This window comes from Bradyrhizobium sp. Gha (assembly GCF_900113735.1).
Taxonomy (GTDB): Bacteria; Pseudomonadota; Alphaproteobacteria; order Rhizobiales; family Xanthobacteraceae; genus Bradyrhizobium.
The window spans coordinates 121,160-138,845 of sequence record NZ_FOQM01000015.1; the positions used below are offsets into that span (position 1 = coordinate 121,160).

17 protein-coding genes are annotated in these 17,686 nt (G+C 62.2%); 5 read left to right on the plus strand and 12 right to left on the minus strand.

From position 1 onward, the window contains the following. Window positions 1–358 precede the first annotated feature (358 nt). Window positions 359–886 carry a carboxymuconolactone decarboxylase family protein gene (locus BM222_RS19495; RefSeq protein ID WP_092230422.1) on the plus strand — a complete coding sequence of 176 codons (528 nt, stop codon included), beginning with the start codon at window positions 359–361 and terminating at the stop codon, window positions 884–886. A 26-nt stretch (window positions 887–912) separates the two neighbouring features. Next, window positions 913–1,215 (plus strand): nucleoside triphosphate pyrophosphohydrolase family protein, encoded by a 303-nt coding sequence (locus tag BM222_RS19500; RefSeq protein WP_092230424.1) that lies wholly within the window; start codon window positions 913–915, stop codon window positions 1,213–1,215. Window positions 1,216–1,344: 129 nt separating this feature from the next. Here BM222_RS19500 and glsA read toward each other — a convergent pair whose 3' ends face one another. Further along, complete coding sequence (gene glsA / locus BM222_RS19505) at window positions 1,345–3,192, minus strand: glutaminase A (RefSeq protein WP_092230426.1); 1,848 nt, start codon at window positions 3,190–3,192, stop codon at window positions 1,345–1,347. A 138-nt stretch (window positions 3,193–3,330) separates the two neighbouring features. After that, on the minus strand, window positions 3,331–3,552 hold the full coding sequence (locus tag BM222_RS19510) for an acyl-CoA carboxylase biotin carboxyl carrier protein subunit (protein ID WP_092230428.1): 222 nt from the start codon (window positions 3,550–3,552) through the stop codon (window positions 3,331–3,333). A gap of 95 nt (window positions 3,553–3,647) precedes the next feature. Here BM222_RS19510 and BM222_RS19515 point away from each other — a divergent pair, with 95 nt between their 5' ends. The 3 genes from BM222_RS19515 (at window position 3,648) to BM222_RS19525 (ending at window position 6,867) form a co-directional block, all read left to right on the plus strand. Further along, on the plus strand, window positions 3,648–4,622 hold the full coding sequence (locus BM222_RS19515) for an IclR family transcriptional regulator (RefSeq protein WP_092230430.1): 975 nt from the start codon (window positions 3,648–3,650) through the stop codon (window positions 4,620–4,622). Further along, complete coding sequence (locus BM222_RS19520) at window positions 4,552–6,111, plus strand: acyl-CoA carboxylase subunit beta (protein ID WP_092230432.1); 1,560 nt, start codon at window positions 4,552–4,554, stop codon at window positions 6,109–6,111. The genes BM222_RS19515 and BM222_RS19520 overlap by 71 nt, the downstream gene beginning before the upstream one ends. A gap of 213 nt (window positions 6,112–6,324) precedes the next feature. After that, the gene (locus tag BM222_RS19525; RefSeq protein ID WP_177243325.1) at window positions 6,325–6,867 is read left to right on the plus strand and encodes a hypothetical protein; all 543 of its coding nucleotides are present in this window, start codon (window positions 6,325–6,327) and stop codon (window positions 6,865–6,867) included. Window positions 6,868–6,905: 38 nt separating this feature from the next. Here BM222_RS19525 and BM222_RS19530 read toward each other — a convergent pair whose 3' ends face one another. The 10 genes from BM222_RS19530 to BM222_RS19575 form a co-directional block, all read right to left on the minus strand. Beyond that, window positions 6,906–8,381, minus strand: coding sequence for an FAD-binding oxidoreductase (locus BM222_RS19530; RefSeq protein WP_092230434.1), 1,476 nt, complete (start codon window positions 8,379–8,381; stop codon window positions 6,906–6,908). Between the two features lie 185 nt (window positions 8,382–8,566). Beyond that, window positions 8,567–9,082, minus strand: a complete 516-nt coding sequence (locus tag BM222_RS19535; RefSeq protein WP_244547188.1) for a TadE/TadG family type IV pilus assembly protein — start codon at window positions 9,080–9,082, stop codon at window positions 8,567–8,569. A gap of 32 nt (window positions 9,083–9,114) precedes the next feature. Beyond that, window positions 9,115–9,678, minus strand: coding sequence for a TadE/TadG family type IV pilus assembly protein (locus BM222_RS19540; RefSeq protein WP_092230438.1), 564 nt, complete (start codon window positions 9,676–9,678; stop codon window positions 9,115–9,117). Window positions 9,679–9,689: 11 nt separating this feature from the next. Next, entirely contained in the window at window positions 9,690–11,231 is a 1,542-nt protein-coding gene (locus BM222_RS19545) for a TadE/TadG family type IV pilus assembly protein (RefSeq protein WP_349509864.1), read from the minus strand. Window positions 11,232–11,583: 352 nt separating this feature from the next. Next, a complete protein-coding gene (locus BM222_RS19550; protein WP_502690903.1) occupies window positions 11,584–12,999 on the minus strand; it encodes a carbohydrate porin in 1,416 nt (471 codons plus the stop codon). 128 nt (window positions 13,000–13,127) lie between these two features. Further along, window positions 13,128–13,643 carry an inorganic diphosphatase gene (locus BM222_RS19555; RefSeq protein ID WP_092230440.1) on the minus strand — a complete coding sequence of 172 codons (516 nt, stop codon included), beginning with the start codon at window positions 13,641–13,643 and terminating at the stop codon, window positions 13,128–13,130. 370 nt (window positions 13,644–14,013) lie between these two features. Continuing rightward, window positions 14,014–14,289, minus strand: a complete 276-nt coding sequence (locus tag BM222_RS19560) for a DUF3303 domain-containing protein (protein ID WP_092230441.1) — start codon at window positions 14,287–14,289, stop codon at window positions 14,014–14,016. Between the two features lie 130 nt (window positions 14,290–14,419). Then, complete coding sequence (locus BM222_RS19565; protein ID WP_244547189.1) at window positions 14,420–15,019, minus strand: YybH family protein; 600 nt, start codon at window positions 15,017–15,019, stop codon at window positions 14,420–14,422. Then, a complete protein-coding gene (locus tag BM222_RS19570; protein ID WP_092230443.1) occupies window positions 15,019–16,314 on the minus strand; it encodes an MFS transporter in 1,296 nt (431 codons plus the stop codon). The genes BM222_RS19565 and BM222_RS19570 overlap by 1 nt, the downstream gene beginning before the upstream one ends. A gap of 113 nt (window positions 16,315–16,427) precedes the next feature. Beyond that, window positions 16,428–17,624: an acetyl-CoA C-acyltransferase gene (locus BM222_RS19575; RefSeq protein WP_092230444.1), complete on the minus strand. Its 1,197-nt coding sequence runs from the start codon at window positions 17,622–17,624 to the stop codon at window positions 16,428–16,430. Between the last annotated feature and the right edge of the window lie 62 nt (window positions 17,625–17,686).

A 17,686-nucleotide genomic window follows, 5' to 3' on the forward strand; every position in this document is an offset into this window, starting at 1 on the left:
GCGATGACGAGCATCGCCATCACCGCCAGCATATGCGCGAGCGCTTCCGAGGCGGCCCCCTTGGTGGCTTCCTTCATACCGTATTCTCCCTAGACTTGGGCGTGACACGTCGTTGCGTGGTGAGCGCGTGGACGGCCAACTGTTTTTACTCGGAACACCCCACTTCGAGTATTCACCGCAATCAAGTCCCCACGCGGCGAATATCGATTGTGCCAAGGTCGATCAGCAATGCGGCGGCATTTTGACTCGATAATGTTGCTCCCGGGGTCGGGCGCGAATACAGTTTCGGGGAGCTGTTCCTGACAACGACAATGAGCAAAAGCTTCGAAGAAAACGTCAGCAAAACTCAAGGCAAATCATGGCCCGCATCGACTACAGCGATCCCTCCAAGGCGTCCGACCGCACCCGCGAAATTCTCGAAAAGAATCGCAATGCCAACATCTTCCGCATGATGTCGCACTCGCCGAGTTATTTTGAGCAATACTGCCGTCTCGGCGGTGCCATCAGGCACAAGGGCGAGCTCGATCCCGTGGTGCGCGAGCTTGCGATCACGCGCACAGGAATTTTGTGCGAAGCGCCATATGAGATCGTCGCGCACAAGCGCATCGGCAAGAATGTCGGCGTCACCGACGCGCAGAACGAGGCGCTGGAAAATTGGCAGGCTGCGAATTGCTTCGACGAAACGCAGCGCGCTGCGCTCGCTTTCACCGACGAGATCGTCAAGCTGAAGAAGCCGACGGATGCGACCTTCAGGGCGATCGCCGCGAAGCTGACACCGGCCGCCCTGGTCGAGCTCCAGCTGTCGGTCGGCTTCTACATCATGACGTCAAAGTTTTTGGAGACATTTGAGATCGATCTCCAGCCCGTCACCGAAGTTGTCGGCTGATCCAGGCCTGGCTAGCGAGGGATGTCATGACGATCGACGAATATGCGGTCTGGGCCGCAACCATTGCGAAAGTCGACGAGCATCCGTCGAATGAGCGGCTCTCCTATCTCGGGCTGGGCCTCGCCGGTGAATCCGGCGAGGTCGCCGAGCACATCAAGAAGCTCCTGCGCGACAACTGGCTCGACAAGGCAGGGCTCGTCGAAGAGCTCGGCGATGTCATTTACTATTGGGCCTGCCTGTGCGCCGCGACGGGCCAGCAGCCGTCGCAATTGCTGAACGCCAGTGCCGCCAAGATCAAGCGACGTATCAGCGAGGCGGCCAGCCGCTAACGTAGACAGTCTTCACAGCGTCATGGCCGGGCTTGTCCCGGCCATCCACGCCTTGACACGCGGCACAAAGAACGTGGAAGCCCGGGACAAGCCCGGCAAGACGACCCGATGTGAGTGAATGCCAATCGCTCACGTCGAGGTCAAAATATCGACCTTGGTGTTGGCGACGATCAGGCGATCGGCCAATAGCTGGGCCAGATTGCGCATGATGCGCTCGCTCGCCCGCGGGTGCTGCCTGCGAAAACGCTCGAAATCTTTCAACTGCACTTCGAACGCGGTCGCCGCCATGTCCGCGAACACGTCCGCGGAGCGGGTCGTCTCGATCAGGGCCATCTCGCCGAAGGCCATGCCGGCGGTCAGCGTCGCCAGCCGTACGCCGTCGGGCAGGGTGACATGCACCGCGCCGCTGCGCAGGAAGAACAGGACGTCGGCGGGATCGCCCGTACTGAGGATCTTTGCGCCGGACTGATAGGTCCTGACGGCGCAGATCGAGGCGAGGTCCGTCAGCTCCTCGGCGTCTAGGCCGTCCAGCAATGGCTGCTCCGACAGCTCGGTGGTCTCGTGAAAATCGATCGAGCCGCCGTAGCGGTAGACGATCTGGTCTTCCGCCCATTCGATCGCGGTGTCGAGCAGATAGAAGTCGCGGACGTTCTTCAGCTCCGCCGTCCACTCGCGTAAGCTGTCCCATTCCCTGGAGGCGCGACGAACTCCTGAAATCACCACAGTGACATCGAGCGCGGCGAGCTCCTCGAAGGCTTCAGCAATCAGCCGGGCGCCGGCGCGGGTGGTGGACGTCACGCGATGCAGGTCGAACACGACGATTTGCGGCCGCGGCTGCCCTGCGAGCCTTCGCGTCACGTAGTCGACGGCCGACAGCGACAGCACGCCGACCAGCTCGATCACGCGCACAGCGTGCTCATGGGCGGCGAGGATGTCGCGCTCCTGCTGGCGGCGGACGCGGCGGGACGGGCTCTTGCCGATGTCGTAGTCGGCGATCACAGCGTTGCGCGCATCGTCGCTGCGGTTGAGCATGTGCAGGTCATAATGCGAGGACAGCGCCTCGCAGACCTTGATGCCGCGCAAGCTGTTGCCGTGCTTGTCGAGCTTTGGGGAATAGCTGCCGAGCCCGAGGCGGGCCGGAAGCGCGGCCAGGATGCCGCCGCCAACGCCGCTCTTGGCGGGGATGCCGATGCGGTAAATCCACTCGCCGGCATAATCGTACATGCCGGAGGACGTCATCACCGACAGCGTGCGCGAGATCGCATATGGCGTCAGCACCTGCTCGCCGGTGACGGGATTGACGCCGCGATTGGCGAGCGTGGCCGCCATCACCGCGATGTCGCGCGCGGTCACCAGCACGGCGCATTGCCGGAAATAGACGTCGAGCACGCCGGCGACATTGTCGGAAATCACCGCATTGGTCTTGAGGAGATAACCGATGGCACGGTTGCGGTCGCCAGTCTGGCTCTCGGATGTGTACACGGCCTCATCGAAGGCGAGGTCGCGCCCGGCAAAGCGGCTGAGAGCGAGCCTGATCTGCTCGAAGGCTTCTTCGCCCTTGCTCGCATGGATCAGCCCGGTGCAGGCGATCGCGCCGGCATTGACCATGGGATTGAACGGATGGTTCTCAGCATTGAGCCGGATCGAGTTGAAGGGATCGCCGGAGGGTTCGACGCCGATCGCGCTCTCGACCTTGTTCGCACCGAGCAGATCCAGCGCCAGCGCGAACACGAAGGGCTTTGACATCGACTGGATGGTGAAGGGCACCCTGGAGTCGCCGACCTCGTAGACATGGCCGTCCAGCGTTGCGAGGCTGATGCCAAAATGGGCAGGATCGGCCTTGCTCAACTCGGGAATGTAATCCGCGACATGGCCCGCGGTCTCGGCGGAGAATTCGTTGAGGCATGCGTCGAGAAACCGCAGCAGCGGCGGCTTCGAGCGGGTCCAGGCAGAGGCGGGGAACGGTTGCGCTATCATCGCTTCACTTGTGCAACGCAATCCTGGCATGCGCAAGCCGCCCGGTCCCATCGTAAATGCCCCAGCGCAAGCTGTCGTGCGCCATCGCGAGACCGTGTGATTCAGAATGTCGCGGATGAAAGCCGTTGCGGTGCGTCCTCAGCTCGCGACGATCGCAATCGCTTGGCCTTCGGCAACAAAGTCATCGATCTTCACGAGCAGTGATTTGAGCGTGCCCGATACGGGCGAGGGCACCGGTATCTCCATCTTCATGGCTTCGACGAGCACAATTTCGTCTCCATCGCCAACGGTTCCTCCAACTTGCACGGGAGTTGCGCAGATGCGGCCGGCGACCTCCGTGATGATCTTAATTTCTGGCATGCCATCGCCTTTTTGTTGTCGTTGCAAAATGCCTGAGGTAGCGTCGTTCACAAAGTGGAATTTAATTCCGCAGAGCGGAACAAACGGTAGGGATCATGGGACGACGTTCGGAGCGGTTGAGCAGGCAAGGTGCACTCGCTGGCGATGCCGGTGAAGGTGATGTCATTCAGGTCGTGTCGCGCGCGTTCGACGTGTTGCGATGCTTCGAGGGCCACGAGGCGAGGCTCGGCAATCTCGAGATTTCGAATCGCTGCGGCTTGCCGCGCTCGACGGTGTCGCGGCTCACGCACACGCTGACCCGGATGGGCCAGCTCGTGTATCTGCCGCGCGACCAGAAATATCGAATCGGTCCGAGCGCGGTGGCGATGAGCGCCTCGATGATGAAAGGCGCGCAGCTGCGCAGCATGATCCGGCAGCGGCTGCAGGAAGTCGCGGAGCAATTGCCTGGTACCGTCGGCTTCGTCGTGCCCGATCGATTCCATCTCGTCTACCTCCAGTTCGCGCGCTCGGCCTCCGCGCTCGGCTTGCACGAGGGCACCGGCAGCCGCATCTCGATGGCCTCGACAGCGGCGGGCGCGGCCTATACGGCGGCCTTGTCGCCTGACATCGGCGACGCTTTCATCAACGAGATGGAACGCGAAGCGCCCGAGGCTGCAAAGATCCTGCGGCCCCGCATCGAGGCCAACAGGCAGTCGCTGCGCGAGCGCGGCTATGTCGTGGCCTGCGGCCTGTGGAGCCCGCACATCAACGGACTCGCGGTGCCGATCTGGTCACCGCAGTATCAGACCTTCGTTGTCATCACGATCGGCCTTCTCTCGGCGATGTATGACGAGCAGCGTCTGCATGCCGAGGTCGCGCCGCGGATGACAGCGCTCGGCCGCTCGCTCGGCAGTCTGCTCGAAGGCGCCGAAGGCGACGTTTTCAACAACAGGATCTCGCGCAAGCCGGTCGCAATGGCGGTACACAACAACAACAAGCCGATGAACTCGGAGGGAGTGAATGAACTGGAAGCCGGAACTCGACGAGCTCGCCAGGCGCGAAGCCTTCGCGCGGGAGATGGGCGGCGTTGACAAGGTCAAGCGACAGCATGACCAGGGCCGGCTGACTGTTCGGGAGCGTATCGACAAACTGATCGACAAGGGCAGCTTCCACGAGATCGGTGCCGTCTCCGGCATCGGTGAGTATGATCCGTCAGGCGAGCTGAAGACGATGACGCCGGCGAACTGCGTGTTTGGCCGCGCGCGCGTCGACGGCCGTACGGTGGTGGTCGTCGGCGACGATTTCACCGTGCGCGGCGGCTCGGCGGACGCCTCGATCTCGGCAAAGCCGCTGATGGCCGAAGAGATGGCGCACGATTTTCGCCTGCCCATCATACGCCTCATCGAAGGCTCCGGCGGCGGCGGCTCGGTCAAGACCATCGAGACCAAGGGCGCGGCGAATTTGCCCGGAGGCATCGGCGGCACCCGCTGGTATCGCTTCACGACGGAAAACCTGTCGCGCGTACCCGTTGTCGCGCTCGGCCTCGGCTCGGTTGCGGGCCTCGGTGCCGCGCGCCTCGCCGCCAGCCACTATTCCATCATGACGCGGACGTCGGCGATGTTCGTCGCGGGGCCGCCGGTGGTGAAGGCCTTGGGCCAGAACCTCTCGAAGGAAGAGCTTGGCGGCGCCGACATCCAGACTCGCGCCGGCGCGGTCGATCATGCCGTCGACACCGAGGAGGAGGCCTTCGCCTGTGCGCGGCGCTTCCTCTCTTATCTGCCGTCATCGGTCTACGAGCTGCCGCCGACCTTGCCCTGCACTGATGATCCGGAGCGCAGCGAGGAGGCGCTGATGAATGCGGTGCCGCGCAACCGCAAGCAGGTCTACAAGATGCGACCGATCATCGAGCAGGTCGTCGACAAGGGCTCGTTCTTGGAGGTCGCCGGCAATTTCGGCAAGCCTGTTATCGTTGGTCTTGCACGCCTCGAAGGCAGGGCGGTGATGCTGCTTGCCAGCGACAGCTTCCACTATGGTGGCTCCTGGACCGCGGATGCCTGCCAGAAGGTGGTGCGCTGGGTGGATTTCGCCGAGACCTTCCACCTACCGATCGTCTATCTCATGGACTGCCCCGGCTTCATGATCGGCCTCGATGCAGAAAAGGCGGCCACCATCCGTCACGGCGTGCGCGCCATGGCGGCGGTCAACCAGACCACCGTGCCCTGGTGCACCGTGATCCTGCGCAACGCGTTTGGTGTGGCTGGAGTCGTGCACCAGCCCGCCGACCGCTTCTCGATCCGCTACGCCTGGCCATCGGCCTATTGGGGCTCGCTGCCGCTCGAAGGCGGCATCGAGGCCGCCTACCGCGCCGACATCGATGCGGCCGAGGACAAGGCGGCGAAGCTGAACGAGATCCAGGAGCGGTTGAACAAGCTGCGCTCGCCCTTCCGCTCGGCCGAGAAATTCTGGGTCGAGGAGATCATCGATCCCAGGAAGACGCGTCCGCTGCTCTGCGAGTTCGCGCGTCTCGCCGAGCCGCTGCGCAAAGCGGGGCCGCCGCAGAATTTTTCGATTCGACCGTAGGGTCCTCGCAAAAAGGCGCGATGCCAGCGAAACGCGGCGGGCAATCGTTCTCACTCTGCGAGTTAATCATTCCGCTCGCAACGTGTGGCATATGAGGATGGACGCGGGCGGCTCACAATTGCAGCCATTTTCGGCCGTCCTTTAGGCCCATTTCAGCCAAACTGCTATTGGTTTCTCATTGCCGGGGTAGGGCTTCAAATTTGGAGTCCTGCAATGTTCAAGTCGGTAATTTCTGCGTTTCTCTTCGTTATCATTAGCTCAATTGCTTCGGAAGCACGACCCTACCGCATCATTAGAGCGACTGAATGCAATGTCGTCATGCCCTGCGACTTCTCGAATGCGCAAACGCCTCGCGAGCACGTGTCGAGGTACTCACTACAAGCATACCGTTCAAAACAACTCACGGCTGAGAGCGGCGCCGCCGCCACAGTGGTGACTGTCTCCGGCGATCGGATCGTCGGCGGCCGGCCGGCCGGTTGCCCTTCGGCCTTTTGCGGCTGCGGCGCGTCGCTGCGCGTGTTCGGACGTATCGTGCCGGAGCTAAATCTCGCAGCCAACTGGCTGCGCTTTCCGCGCACCGCGCCGGCGCCCGGAATGGTCGCCGCGCGTCGCGGCCATGTCTTCGTTCTGGAGCAGTCCCTCGGAGGCGACATGTGGATGGCGTACGACGCCAATTCGGGCGGTCACACAACGCGAATGCATGCGCGTTCGCTGCGGGGCTACACTATCGTCAACCCGCGCGCCTCGATGAGTTGAGAGTGAGTTCGAGAGAATGGCGAGGTGCCCGGGCCCAATCACACCCGGAGCACCTTGCCGGGATTCATGATGTTCTGCGGATCGAGCGCGCGCTTGATGGTGCGCATGATGTCGAGCTCGGTCTTTGACCGGTAGTGGCTGAGCTCGTCGAGCTTCTCGATGCCGATGCCGTGCTCCGCCGAGATCGAGCCGCCCATGGAGGTGACGAGATCGTTCACGGCGCGCGTGAGGGCGGCGGTGTACTGGTTCAGTGTCGGCTGATCCATGCCGATTGGCCCCATGAACGAGAAGTGCAGGTTGCCGTCGCCGATGTGCCCGAGAGGGTAGGGGCGAATGCTCGGGAGAATGTCGAGCACGGCCTTGAGCCCCTTGTCGATGAATTCGGGAATCCTGGAGATCGCGACCGATATGTCGTAGCTGATGCCAGGACCCTCGGCGCGGGAGGCCTCGGCCATGGCTTCCCGGATGCGCCACATGTTGCGCGATTGGCTGACGGTCTGCGCGATCACCGCGTCGAGCACGCGACCGGCCTCGAGTTGATCGGCGAGAAACGCCTCCAGCTTCTCCGACATGCCATCAGCTCCGTCTTGCCGTGCGCGCGAAGACGACCATTCCAGCAGCAGGTACCACGGCGTATCCGCCTTGAGCGGATCCTGGACGCCGGGAATGTGGCGCATCACGAGGTCGACCGCGGCGCGGCTCAGCAGCTCGCAGGACCCGACATTGTCCTCGGAGGCCGCATGCGCCTCCGACAGGATCTCGAGCGCCGCGCGCGGATCGCGAACGGCCAGCCACGCGGTGCACACGTCCTTCGGCGCCGGCCACAGCTTGACGACCGCCTTGGTGATGATGCCGAGCGTTCCCTCGGCGCCCATGAAGAGATGCTTGAGGTCGTAGCCGGTGTTGTCCTTCTTCAAGGCGCGCAGTCCGTCCCAGACGTCGCCATTGGGCAAGACGACCTCGAGGCCCAGGACGAGATTGCGGGCGTTGCCGTAGCGCAGCACCTGCACGCCGCCGGCATTGGTCGAGAGATTGCCGCCGATCATGCAGGAGCCCTGTGCGCCAAGGCTGAGCGGCAGGAATCTGTCGTGACTGGCCGCGGTCTCTTGCAGGGTCTGCAAGACGCAGCCGGCCTCGACCGTCATCGCATAGCCGACGGGATCGATGTCCAGCACGCGGTTCATCCGGCCGAGCGACAGCACGATGCCTGTATGCGCCGGCCAGGGCGTGGCGCCGCCCATCAGTCCGGTGTTGCCGCCCTGCGGCACGATCGCGACGCCGTGCGCATTGCAGAGCCGGACCACCTTCGAGACCTCATCGGTACTGGCGGGACGTACGACCGCGCCGGCGCTGCCGAACAGCTGTCCGCGCCAGTCCGTGACGAACGGCTGCTTGCCGTGCTCATCCTCGATGAAACCCTTCTCGCCCACGATCGCGCGCAACGCGTCGCGGAGTTGGGCGGTCAAAGGAGCAGTGGGAATGGCAGGGACGGGTGACGGAAAGGCGGTCGGCATCTTGTTTCCTCTGGCGCATCTTGGTGTGCACTGCGCGCGAAGCGCTTGAGGAGCATTGTCCACGTTTGGGACAGGAAGTCTAACGGCAATATCGGTAACCTCAGGAGAATTTCCCGCAACGTCTCCCGACAGGTTCGCCAACATCCTGCGCCTGCGAGACCAAGGTCCTCCGGATACGCCCGGCTTCAACTGCACGGATACTGCACGGCCGAGGAAACGCGCGGATACAGGTAGTAGCTCTCGCCGATCGGGATGGTCCCGCTGATCGTATAGCCAAGGTTGGGGGTGTATTGGTACGTGACCTCGCCGAGCAGCAACGATACATTGGAGGGCGAGGGAGTGCCGAGGGCCGTTGGCAGAGTTATCGGCTGAGCCACTGGGCGTGGGGTGCCGTTGAGTGCTTTGCTCCAGGTCACGGTCGCTTTGCCGTTGGCGTCCGTGGATACTTCCGACACGATGACCGTCGTGTTCGCCGAAGAATAGGGAGCGATCGTCGCCGCCGATGCGCCAAGCATGGCGCTCAGCGTCGTGTCGGTGACGCATGCGTTTCGCGACACCAGATCCACGACCGTGTGGGCGGTTTCACTGACCTTGACGCTGATCGCCATCCCGTTGCCGAGTTCGACGCCCCCCACATAGAGCACCAGCATGAACGGCACTACGATGGCGAACTCCGTCGCGGCCACGGCGCGCGTGTCCACCCAGAACTTCCGCATGCGATGAGGCGTCGGGCTCATGAGTTGACGAAAGCCTCGTTCATGAAAGCCGTGGACGACATTATCAGGCGGCTGTTGCTATTCGGTTGGTTTGCCAAAGTGAAGCCGAGTGGACCCAGGAAAACCGGCCACAGATACATCACCCGCACGACGACGATGTCTCCCTGATTGCCGGGGTTGAATTGCCAGACGTTCGTCACCTTTCCATTGCCGTCATAAGTGAGGCTTGGCAGGGCCGTGTTGGTCGAACTCCATGAGTTGGCAACCTGGACGTCGATCATCAGGCCGCTGCAGTCGAATAGGATCACGACGTTGGAGCAGACCGCGCTCGCAAACTGGGCCTGCGTCATGCCCTGGGCCTGCGCCTGCCCCGTCAGGATCGCCCGGCTCGATTGGTTCACCACCTGTTCCAGGAGCTGCTGCGCAAAGAAAACCAGGAAGGTCTGGATGATCGCGACCAGCAAAGCGATGAAAGCCGGGGCGATCAGCGCGAACTCGACCGCGGTTGCGCCCTTCCGGTCGGCAAAGAACGCGCGCCAGCGGCGGCGTCTGGTTGTGGGCACGGCGTGCGTGGCGGTCATGTTTGCTTTCTCTATTGAGTCAGGCGGGGGTCGGACGCGACCTTGAGGAAGAGAGCCTGGAGAGCGCTGGTGATGTCGCCGTTGGTCGACACCTTCTGATACAAATCGGGCGATGAGGCGCAGCTTTGCAGATTTGTCTCGATCTGGCTGGTCGAGCCGGTGGACGTTCCATTGAAGGGGTAGATCCAGCTGTCGTACCAGGAGTTCGTTTTATGGAGCGCCGCGTCGTCATATTCGGTGTAAAGCACCGCGATGCGGATCTTCCTGTTCTTGATGGTGGTGCAGATCGTGGGATCGAGCGGCGCCTGGCAGCGCTTGCCAGTGAGAGTCTTCTTGCAGGAGGTCGTGTACGCGTCGGTCGTAATGTTGACGTCCTCAACGCCGTCGGTCACGAGGAACACGACTTCCTGTGGCGTGTCGTTGGCGACGTTGGTACCGTTCCCCGGATTCGGCATGATCTTGTTGAGACCGCTCAATGCGCCCGCGATGCTGGTGTCGGCATCGCTATTGTTGTTCGACGATGTCAGCCAGTTATTCTTGTAAACTGGCAGGACCGCGATGTTGTTGGCGTAATTCTGGATGGTCGCTACCGTGTAGCTGGTTGTCGAGTTGGGCGTCACGGGAGTTTGCACCACCCCCGGTTTTCCGGAAGGCGCGAAGATCGGCGAGCTGCTGTTCAACTGCCAATCAAACGTATAGATCGCAACCCCATAAGTATTTCGATTGGTGGTCGATACGCTTTGGGCTGTCGTCATCAGGGATTTGACGGCCTGGGTTACACGATCGATGCGTAACGTGAGGCCGAGATTGCGAGCAAGCTGGTAGTTGTCAATTCCACCTGGATTGCCCAGATTGTCTGCGGCGGGATTGGTTTCGTGGCATGCGAATCCGCACCCTTTGGTGCCGCTTGAGTCGACCTGCTTTTGCGTGTTGGCGATCAGCGTGTTGATGTCGCTCGATGTTGCGCCGATGGCCATCGAAGGCGAGTCGTCCAGCAAGAGATAGAAATTGATGTTGGGGGCGCCCTGGTTGCGTGCCAATGACTGACCTGCGAACGGCCAGCTTGCCTGTTTGAGCAGGGTTGGGAAGGCATTGGTCGCGGTCGCGTTGTAGCAAATCTGGACGTTGCGAACGACCTGGTTGTTCGAGTTGACAGGGTCAGCATAGACTGCGTCCACGCCCGGGCACGGGGCGTAGGTACAGTAGCCGGTTGTGGCATCGGGTCTGCTGCAATTGACAGCGACCGTGAAATTTGGCTGCGCGGGCAAGTTGTTGTTGCTCACCAGAGCGTTCGCGGTGACGTTGAAGACGTTCTTCGCTGCGGTCTGGGCCGCCTGCGGGCTCTGCTGCATCATTGCCGAGGTGACTGTGGCGACGGCGGCAGCGTCGCTGGCCGAGTCGAGGTTCACCTTCATGTGCTGCGTATGCGTGTAGTCCAGCGCCATGCCCAGCAGAAAGACGGTCGGAACCATCACCAGCGCAAAGATCACGGCGACGTTGGCCTTGCGATCTCTGGCAAAACGACACAACCAAGCGCGGAGCATGATCTTCATCCTAATCGCCGTGAGTCTCGGCAAAGGCAATTTTCCCTGGCTCATCAAGGATCGAGGAACGCGACCGGGCGGCCTCTGCGGACTTCTCGGCAGAGCGAAACTTTGAAGATCGCCCGTTAAGCAAGGCTTACGCGGATCGCGCGAACATGGGCCGCCGAAATCCGCCGTTGCCGGATTGAGCGGCATCATTAACGAGGGCTAAACGCAGCCAGGACAATCGAAGCGAGCTGTTGCAGAAGACCGGCTGGGGGCTCGCCACCTGATTGATGCCGTGATGGGCCCGCGGCATTGCGGGCGGCTTCGGTCGCCAGGCCAGCTGTCGGTTGCGCGGGCAGGTTCTTGCTTGCGCGTCCTAAAATTTCAGTGTCGTTCTCAGACCCAGCACCGCCGCGTTCTTGAGCGCCTTGCCCGGCATCGGTCCCAAGGGGTCGGTCGCCCCCCCGCCGGGATGGATGATGTATTGGAAATTCGGCTGAAGGGTCCAGCCATCGCGTAGCTGATACTGGTAGACGGCCGTCAAAAGTCCTTCGAAGGTGCGCGCCGGCCAGGATGGTCCGATCATCACCCGATAGTCGGCGTCGAGCGCCTGGGCTCGCCGCGAGACGTGCGCGTAACCTGCCGCGATGCCGAACTTGTCGTCGGGACGCTTGTCGCTCAGTCCGATGAACTCGAACCCGGCGTCCGCATAGAGATCGATCAGGTTGCGGTCGGCTGGCGCACCCGAAACGCGGGCGAATACGCCGATCCCGCGATCGTCGCTCTTCGGCACGCGATAGAGCTGCTGCTCGAAGACGGCCCATCCTCCAATGTCACCCGCCAACATGAGGGGCGTACCGCTGCTGGCGGCAGCGGCGAGAGACACTCCATTGTTCGCAAGTTGCAGATCGGAAAACGATCCGAAGTGACGCCAGCCGCCGAGCTTGATCTGCCCGGTCAGATTGGGATCGCCCTTTTTGTTGTTCCACGCATACTGGATCTGGCCGAGGAGGAGGGGTGGATCGTTGACGCGGAAATTGACGCCATAGCGGTCGCGTTGCTGCGGATCGTCGGGCCCAGGTCCCGCCTGGTTGCCGTCGAACACGCCGCCAAGCACAGACAGGTGGTCCGTCACGTTGACCAGCAGGCGGGTGCCCATCGCCGCCAGCGGCGGTGAAGGCCCGCCGCTTGGCAGGTCCAGCGATGTGATCGCCGGCCAGCCCATCGAAGCGTTGGTAAAGACGTCGGTGTATTTCGTATTGAAGAACTCGCTGTCGGCGGCGAGCTGACCAAACTTGAGCGAGACCTTCTTGTCGCCCCACTGCTTCTCGAAATAGGCTTCGTACAAGCGGGTGGACGGCAGTGCTTCAATGCCGCTGACGACCAGAAAATTGCCGAGATAATTGCGCGACAAGCCCTCGCCGTGAATCTGGAACATGTTGGCGTGAAAGGTCAGCTTGTCAATTCCGGCGAGCTTCTGCAGGTCGACATCAACGGCGAGATTGAGCCGGCCTTCGTAGATCGCACCTTGCTTGAGGCCGCCCGTCACATTTCCGAGCGTCTCGCCAATGTAGGTCACGGCAAACTTGACTCCATGTTTTTCGAAGGGGTTTGGAAGAAGCCCAAGCGTCTTTTCCTCAACGGTGCTTTCGCCGGTATCGGGATCGGCGGGCTTGTCGTCATCGGTTTTCTTGTCGTCCTGTGCGAGAGCGTGCGAGCCTGCAAGCAGGCTTGCAAAAGCCGCGGCCTGTATCAGGCACTTGGCTGACCTGCTCAGCTTGAATCGCAACAAGATGCAGACCCCTGAAACGGGAGGGTAGGCGACCACTCGAGGCGCGCCCCGAGAATGCCGGCCGCCGAGGGGCACAGTGGCACCTGAAGGGCTTCCGCGCACCTAACATTTGTTGATGTTCCGACGTTTTAACCGGACAAACGTCTGATGGTCTTGACGGCGTGCCGGGGACCACGCCAGCCCAGGAACTCGAGCTCCTTGTTCTCGAGCACGTTGGTGGCACGGAAGAACTCTTCGAGTTCACCTCGCGCGCGCGAAGGCAGATGGCGGATGTCCCTCAGGTCCGTTTCGAGGGGCGATCGATCGGGTACCGCGAACACGCGATCATTGCGCTCCTTCTTGCCCTTGCTTTTCTGCTCCATCTCCAGAATGCCGATCGGTTTGCATTTGAGGACGACGCCAGGATACGTGCGCGCATCATGGATGATCAGGACGTCGAGGGGATCTCCATCCGGAGCTTTGGTCGAAGGGATGAAGCCCCAATCATAGGGATAGCTGAGCCCCGCCATCAGCGGCTTCGCGAGGGTGAAAATGTGGAGTTTCGGATCGAAGTCCAGCTTGCATGTGCTCGCGCGGGGAGTTTCAACGACCGCGAACACGTGGTCATCGTCCGCCCATGTCGGAAGCTTCAGTACATTCGTCATCTCGTACTCTTTCCCTACACTCTCATACCTCCGGCTCTCTAAGAACTGAAGCAAGTCAACGATCGTTCCAGATTTGGCAGTGGATGTCCGATGATGGTCCGCTGCCGGCCAAAGGACACAATGCCAGGAACGATTTCCGGCCCGCCGCATTCAAAGCGTATGAAGAACCTATATTTCGGCATCAGCGCTCTCGCTGGTGCGCTGGTTCTCTTCACGATCTGGCTGGGCCAGCATGAACGGCAAGCGTCGATCGAGCGCCTCGAGCAATGGGAGCTTCGGTCTCCGGCTAAGCCCTAGCGGCGACGAGCATGTCACTACCGCCGGTTCGGCGGCGGCAGTGACGTGTAGATCGATGATGAGCGCTTGACGGTCAACGTTTGGGGAGTGACGCCATGACCTCGCCCGCGTCTCCGTCCTCGAGACAAGGCGTGACTGTCAATGGAAGCAGGTCGGCCCATTGCGCGAGCCAACGATACATGGCTTTCGGATCACTCGATTCAGAGATCGCAAATCCCTGTCCATTCATGCCATGCCAGCGACCGAGCATCTTGACTCCCTCCGGGGGCGCGCCACCGGTCTCCAGAAAGCGGGCGACGGCTGCGTTGAAGGTTCCTTGGGGTACGCTCCAGGTGGTTATGAATTTCATGCGATTCTCCCATCACTAGAATTATCGGATGAATGTCGCGGCTGTGCCGCGTACGCACGATAGCGCAGGCGTCTTGAATGACAACGGCGAATGAACAGGTGCGTCGGCCTGATCCAGCTGCCGTAAGACGCTATTTGCCGTCGTTCCAGATGTCGGTGGTGAGCTTCCAATCCTCTCCGACTTTCTCCCACACGACGACGTATTTGCCGGTCACCTCCTGCGGGGATGCCCCCTTGGTCTTCAATATGAACGTGCCGATCTCGCGTGCCGCGGAAGAGCCGAGCGGTTTGACGTCCAGTGTTGTGAGCTTCGGATCGGTCACTTGTTCAGCCATGCTTTTCCACATTGCCTCGATGGCCGTTCGGCCCTGCACCATCGAGGACCCGGGTGGCAATGCGATCGCATCGGCGCTGTAGAGGGACGCAATCCCGGAAAAATCGCCCTTATTGAACAGTTCGAGCCATTTCGCATTGTTCGCGTCGATCTCGGCCTTCTGAGCCAAAGCCGGCGCGCTCAACGAGATCACGATTGTCATCGCTGCTGCTAGGTTGCGCATGATCATCTCCAGAGGATGCAGGGCAGTCGTCTGTCTCGATGGCGGATGCGTTGGATGACGCATCCCAGACCCGCCCAGGTGCAACAGCAATTCCGGGGAATTACCGTCAGCACCATTGACGAAGCTGCGCAGTGGATTGAGCCGCGAGATAGCGGGCGTGTGTCCCGACAGCACTACGCCATCACAGGTTTTGCCTGCGGCTTCGGCTGTCGCGCCAGCGCCAGCACGATCAGAGAAGCGAACACGCAGAGCGCGCCGGCGATAAAGAAGGCGGGCAAATAGCTCTGCAGCAGCGTCCGCGACAGGCCCGCACCGAACGCGGCACTGCCGGCGCCGAGTTGATGGCCGGCGAAGATCCAGCCGAACACCAGGTTGGCGCGCTCGGGTCCGAACTTCTGTGCGGTCAGGCGCACCGTGGGCGGCACGGTCGCGATCCAGTCAAGGCCGTAAAACATCGCGAAGATCGACAGGCCATAGAAGGAGAAATCGCTGAACGGCAGGAAGATCAGCGAGAGCCCGCGCAGGCCATAGTACCAGAACAGGAGATAGCGATTGTCGTAGCGGTCCGACAGCCAGCCCGACATGATGGTGCCGAAGAAATCGAAGATGCCCATCGCCGCCAGCAGGCTCGCGGCCTGAACCTGCGGGATGCCGAAATCGAGGCACATCGGGATCAGGTGCACCTGCACGAGCCCGTTGGTCGAGGCGCCGCAGACGAAGAACGTCGCAAACAGGATCCAGAACGCAGATGACTTCGAGGCATCGCGTAGCGTGCCGAGCGCGACTGCCGTGATCGAGCCGTTGCTGACGGGCGGAGCGGGCAGGGGCTCGCTGCCTTCGTCGCCGAAGGGACGCAGGCCCACATCGCTTGGCCGGTCGCGCATCACGAGCGCGACAGCGGTTGCAGAGACGCCGAGCATGATGCAGACGAAGCCGAGCGCGAGGCGCCACCCGTAACGTTCGGTCAGGCTTGCGAGCAGCGGCAAAAACACGAGCTGGCCGGTGGCGACGCTCGCAGTCATGACGCCGATGACGAGGCCCCGGCGCGCCGCAAACCAGCGCGTCGCGATGGTGGCCCCTAGCACCAGCGCGGTCATGCCGGTCCCGATGCCGATCACCACGCCCCACAGGGCCACGAGTTGCCAGACCTGGGTCATGCCGAGCGAGAGCACCAGCGCCGAGACGACGATGAGCTGCGCGGTCAGGGTGACGTTGCGCAGGCCGTAGCGATTGAGGAGGGCGGCGGCAAACGGCGCCATCAGTCCGAACAGGACGAAGCGGATCGATAGCGCCGAGGAGATTTCAGCCGTGCTCCAGCCGAACTCCTTCTGCAAGGGAACGATGAACACGCCGGGTGCGCCGACCGTGCCGGCGCTGATCAGCGCGGCGAAGAAGGTCACGCCGACCATCACCCAGCCATAGTGGATGTTGCGACGGCCGAGTGCGGACGAAAGCCAGTTCGAGATCATTGCCCCTCGATCCAGGTTGGCGGGGTCAGCGACACCCGCGTCATTGTTGCAGTCTGGCACGGGAACGGGAAGTCTGAAATGACAGACTTCCCTCATTTTCGGACTTCGGCGCGTCAGTGCGCGAGACGCTCCACCGCGATCGCAGTGGCCTCGCCGCCGCCGATGCAAAGCGCCGCGACGCCGCGCTTGAGATGATTGGCCTCGAGTGCATGCAGCAGCGTCACGATCAGCCGCGCGCCGGTGGCGCCAATGGGATGACCGAGCGCGCAAGCGCCGCCGTTAACGTTGAGCTTGTCACGGGGAATGCCGAGGTCGCGCTGCGCCGCCATCGCCACCACGGCAAAGGCCTCGTTGATCTCGAACAGGTCGACGTCACCGGCGCTCCAGCCGACCTTGTCGAGCAGCTTTCGGATCGCCGGAATGGGCGCCGTGGTGAACCATTGCGGCTCCTGGCTGTGGGTGGCATGGCCCTTGATCTCGGCAATCGCTTGCAGGCCATTGCGATCGGCGAGCGACCGTTTCGTCAGAACCAGCGCTGCGGCGCCGTCGGCGTTGGCGGAGGAGGCCGCCGGCGTGATGGTGCCGTTGGCGCGGAAGGCCGGCTTCAGTCCGGGGATCTTGGCCGGATCGACCTTCAGCGGATGCTCGTCATTGGCGATGATGCGCGGACCTGCCTTCTCGGTCAGCGTGATCGGTGCGATCTCGGCCTTGAACGCGCCGCCCTCGACCGCCTTGCGCGCGCGGCTGAGCGTTTCCATCGCATAGGCGTCCTGGTCCTTGCGGGTGAATTGATAGGCTTCGGCCGTGGCTTCGCCGAAATCGCCCATGGAGCGGCCGGTCTCGTAGGCGTCCTCGAGACCGTCCATCATCATGTGGTCGATGATGCGGTCATGGCCGGCGCGATAGCCGCCGCGCGCCTTCGCCAGCAGGTACGGCGCGTTGCTCATGCTCTCCATGCCGCCGGAGACGACGAGTTCGGCCGAGCCGGCGCGGATGATGTCGTGCGCCAGCATGGTCGCCTTCATGCCGGAACCACAGACCTTGTTGACAGTGGTGGCGCCGGTGGCATCGGGCAGGCCCGCCGCTCGCGCCGCCTGGCGCGCCGGCGCCTGGCCCTGGCCGGCCGGCAGCACACAGCCCATGAACACCTCGTCGACCTTTTCGGGCGGAAGCTTGGCGCGTTCCAGTGCGGCATTGATCACATGCGATCCGAGCTTGTGCGCGGCAAGCGGCGACAACTCGCCCATGAAGCGGCCAAGCGGGGTGCGGGCGGCGGAGACGATGACGACGGGATCGGCGGTTTCAGCCATGACGAAGCTCCCTGCGATGGCGTTGCATGATGTTCATCATATGATGCGGCGCAAAAAATGCA

Excerpts from the sequence above, each read along its gene's own strand:
- BM222_RS19545 (WP_349509864.1), bottom strand. The coding sequence starts at position 11,231 with ATGAAGATCATGCTCCGCGCTTGGTTGTGTCGTTTTGCCAGAGATCGC.
- BM222_RS19530 (WP_092230434.1), bottom strand. The coding sequence starts at position 8,381 with ATGCCGACCGCCTTTCCGTCACCCGTCCCTGCCATTCCCACTGCTCCT.
- BM222_RS19575 (WP_092230444.1), bottom strand. The coding sequence starts at position 17,624 with ATGGCTGAAACCGCCGATCCCGTCGTCATCGTCTCCGCCGCCCGCACC.
- glsA (WP_092230426.1), bottom strand. The coding sequence starts at position 3,192 with ATGATAGCGCAACCGTTCCCCGCCTCTGCCTGGACCCGCTCGAAGCCG.
- BM222_RS19570 (WP_092230443.1), bottom strand. The coding sequence starts at position 16,314 with ATGATCTCGAACTGGCTTTCGTCCGCACTCGGCCGTCGCAACATCCAC.
- BM222_RS19540 (WP_092230438.1), bottom strand. The coding sequence starts at position 9,678 with ATGACCGCCACGCACGCCGTGCCCACAACCAGACGCCGCCGCTGGCGC.
- BM222_RS19500 (WP_092230424.1), top strand. The coding sequence starts at position 913 with ATGACGATCGACGAATATGCGGTCTGGGCCGCAACCATTGCGAAAGTC.
- BM222_RS19560 (WP_092230441.1), bottom strand. The coding sequence starts at position 14,289 with ATGAAATTCATAACCACCTGGAGCGTACCCCAAGGAACCTTCAACGCA.
- BM222_RS19520 (WP_092230432.1), top strand. The coding sequence starts at position 4,552 with ATGAACTGGAAGCCGGAACTCGACGAGCTCGCCAGGCGCGAAGCCTTC.
- BM222_RS19555 (WP_092230440.1), bottom strand. The coding sequence starts at position 13,643 with ATGACGAATGTACTGAAGCTTCCGACATGGGCGGACGATGACCACGTG.
- BM222_RS19495 (WP_092230422.1), top strand. The coding sequence starts at position 359 with ATGGCCCGCATCGACTACAGCGATCCCTCCAAGGCGTCCGACCGCACC.
- BM222_RS19515 (WP_092230430.1), top strand. The coding sequence starts at position 3,648 with ATGGGACGACGTTCGGAGCGGTTGAGCAGGCAAGGTGCACTCGCTGGC.
- BM222_RS19525 (WP_177243325.1), top strand. The coding sequence starts at position 6,325 with ATGTTCAAGTCGGTAATTTCTGCGTTTCTCTTCGTTATCATTAGCTCA.
- BM222_RS19510 (WP_092230428.1), bottom strand. The coding sequence starts at position 3,552 with ATGCCAGAAATTAAGATCATCACGGAGGTCGCCGGCCGCATCTGCGCA.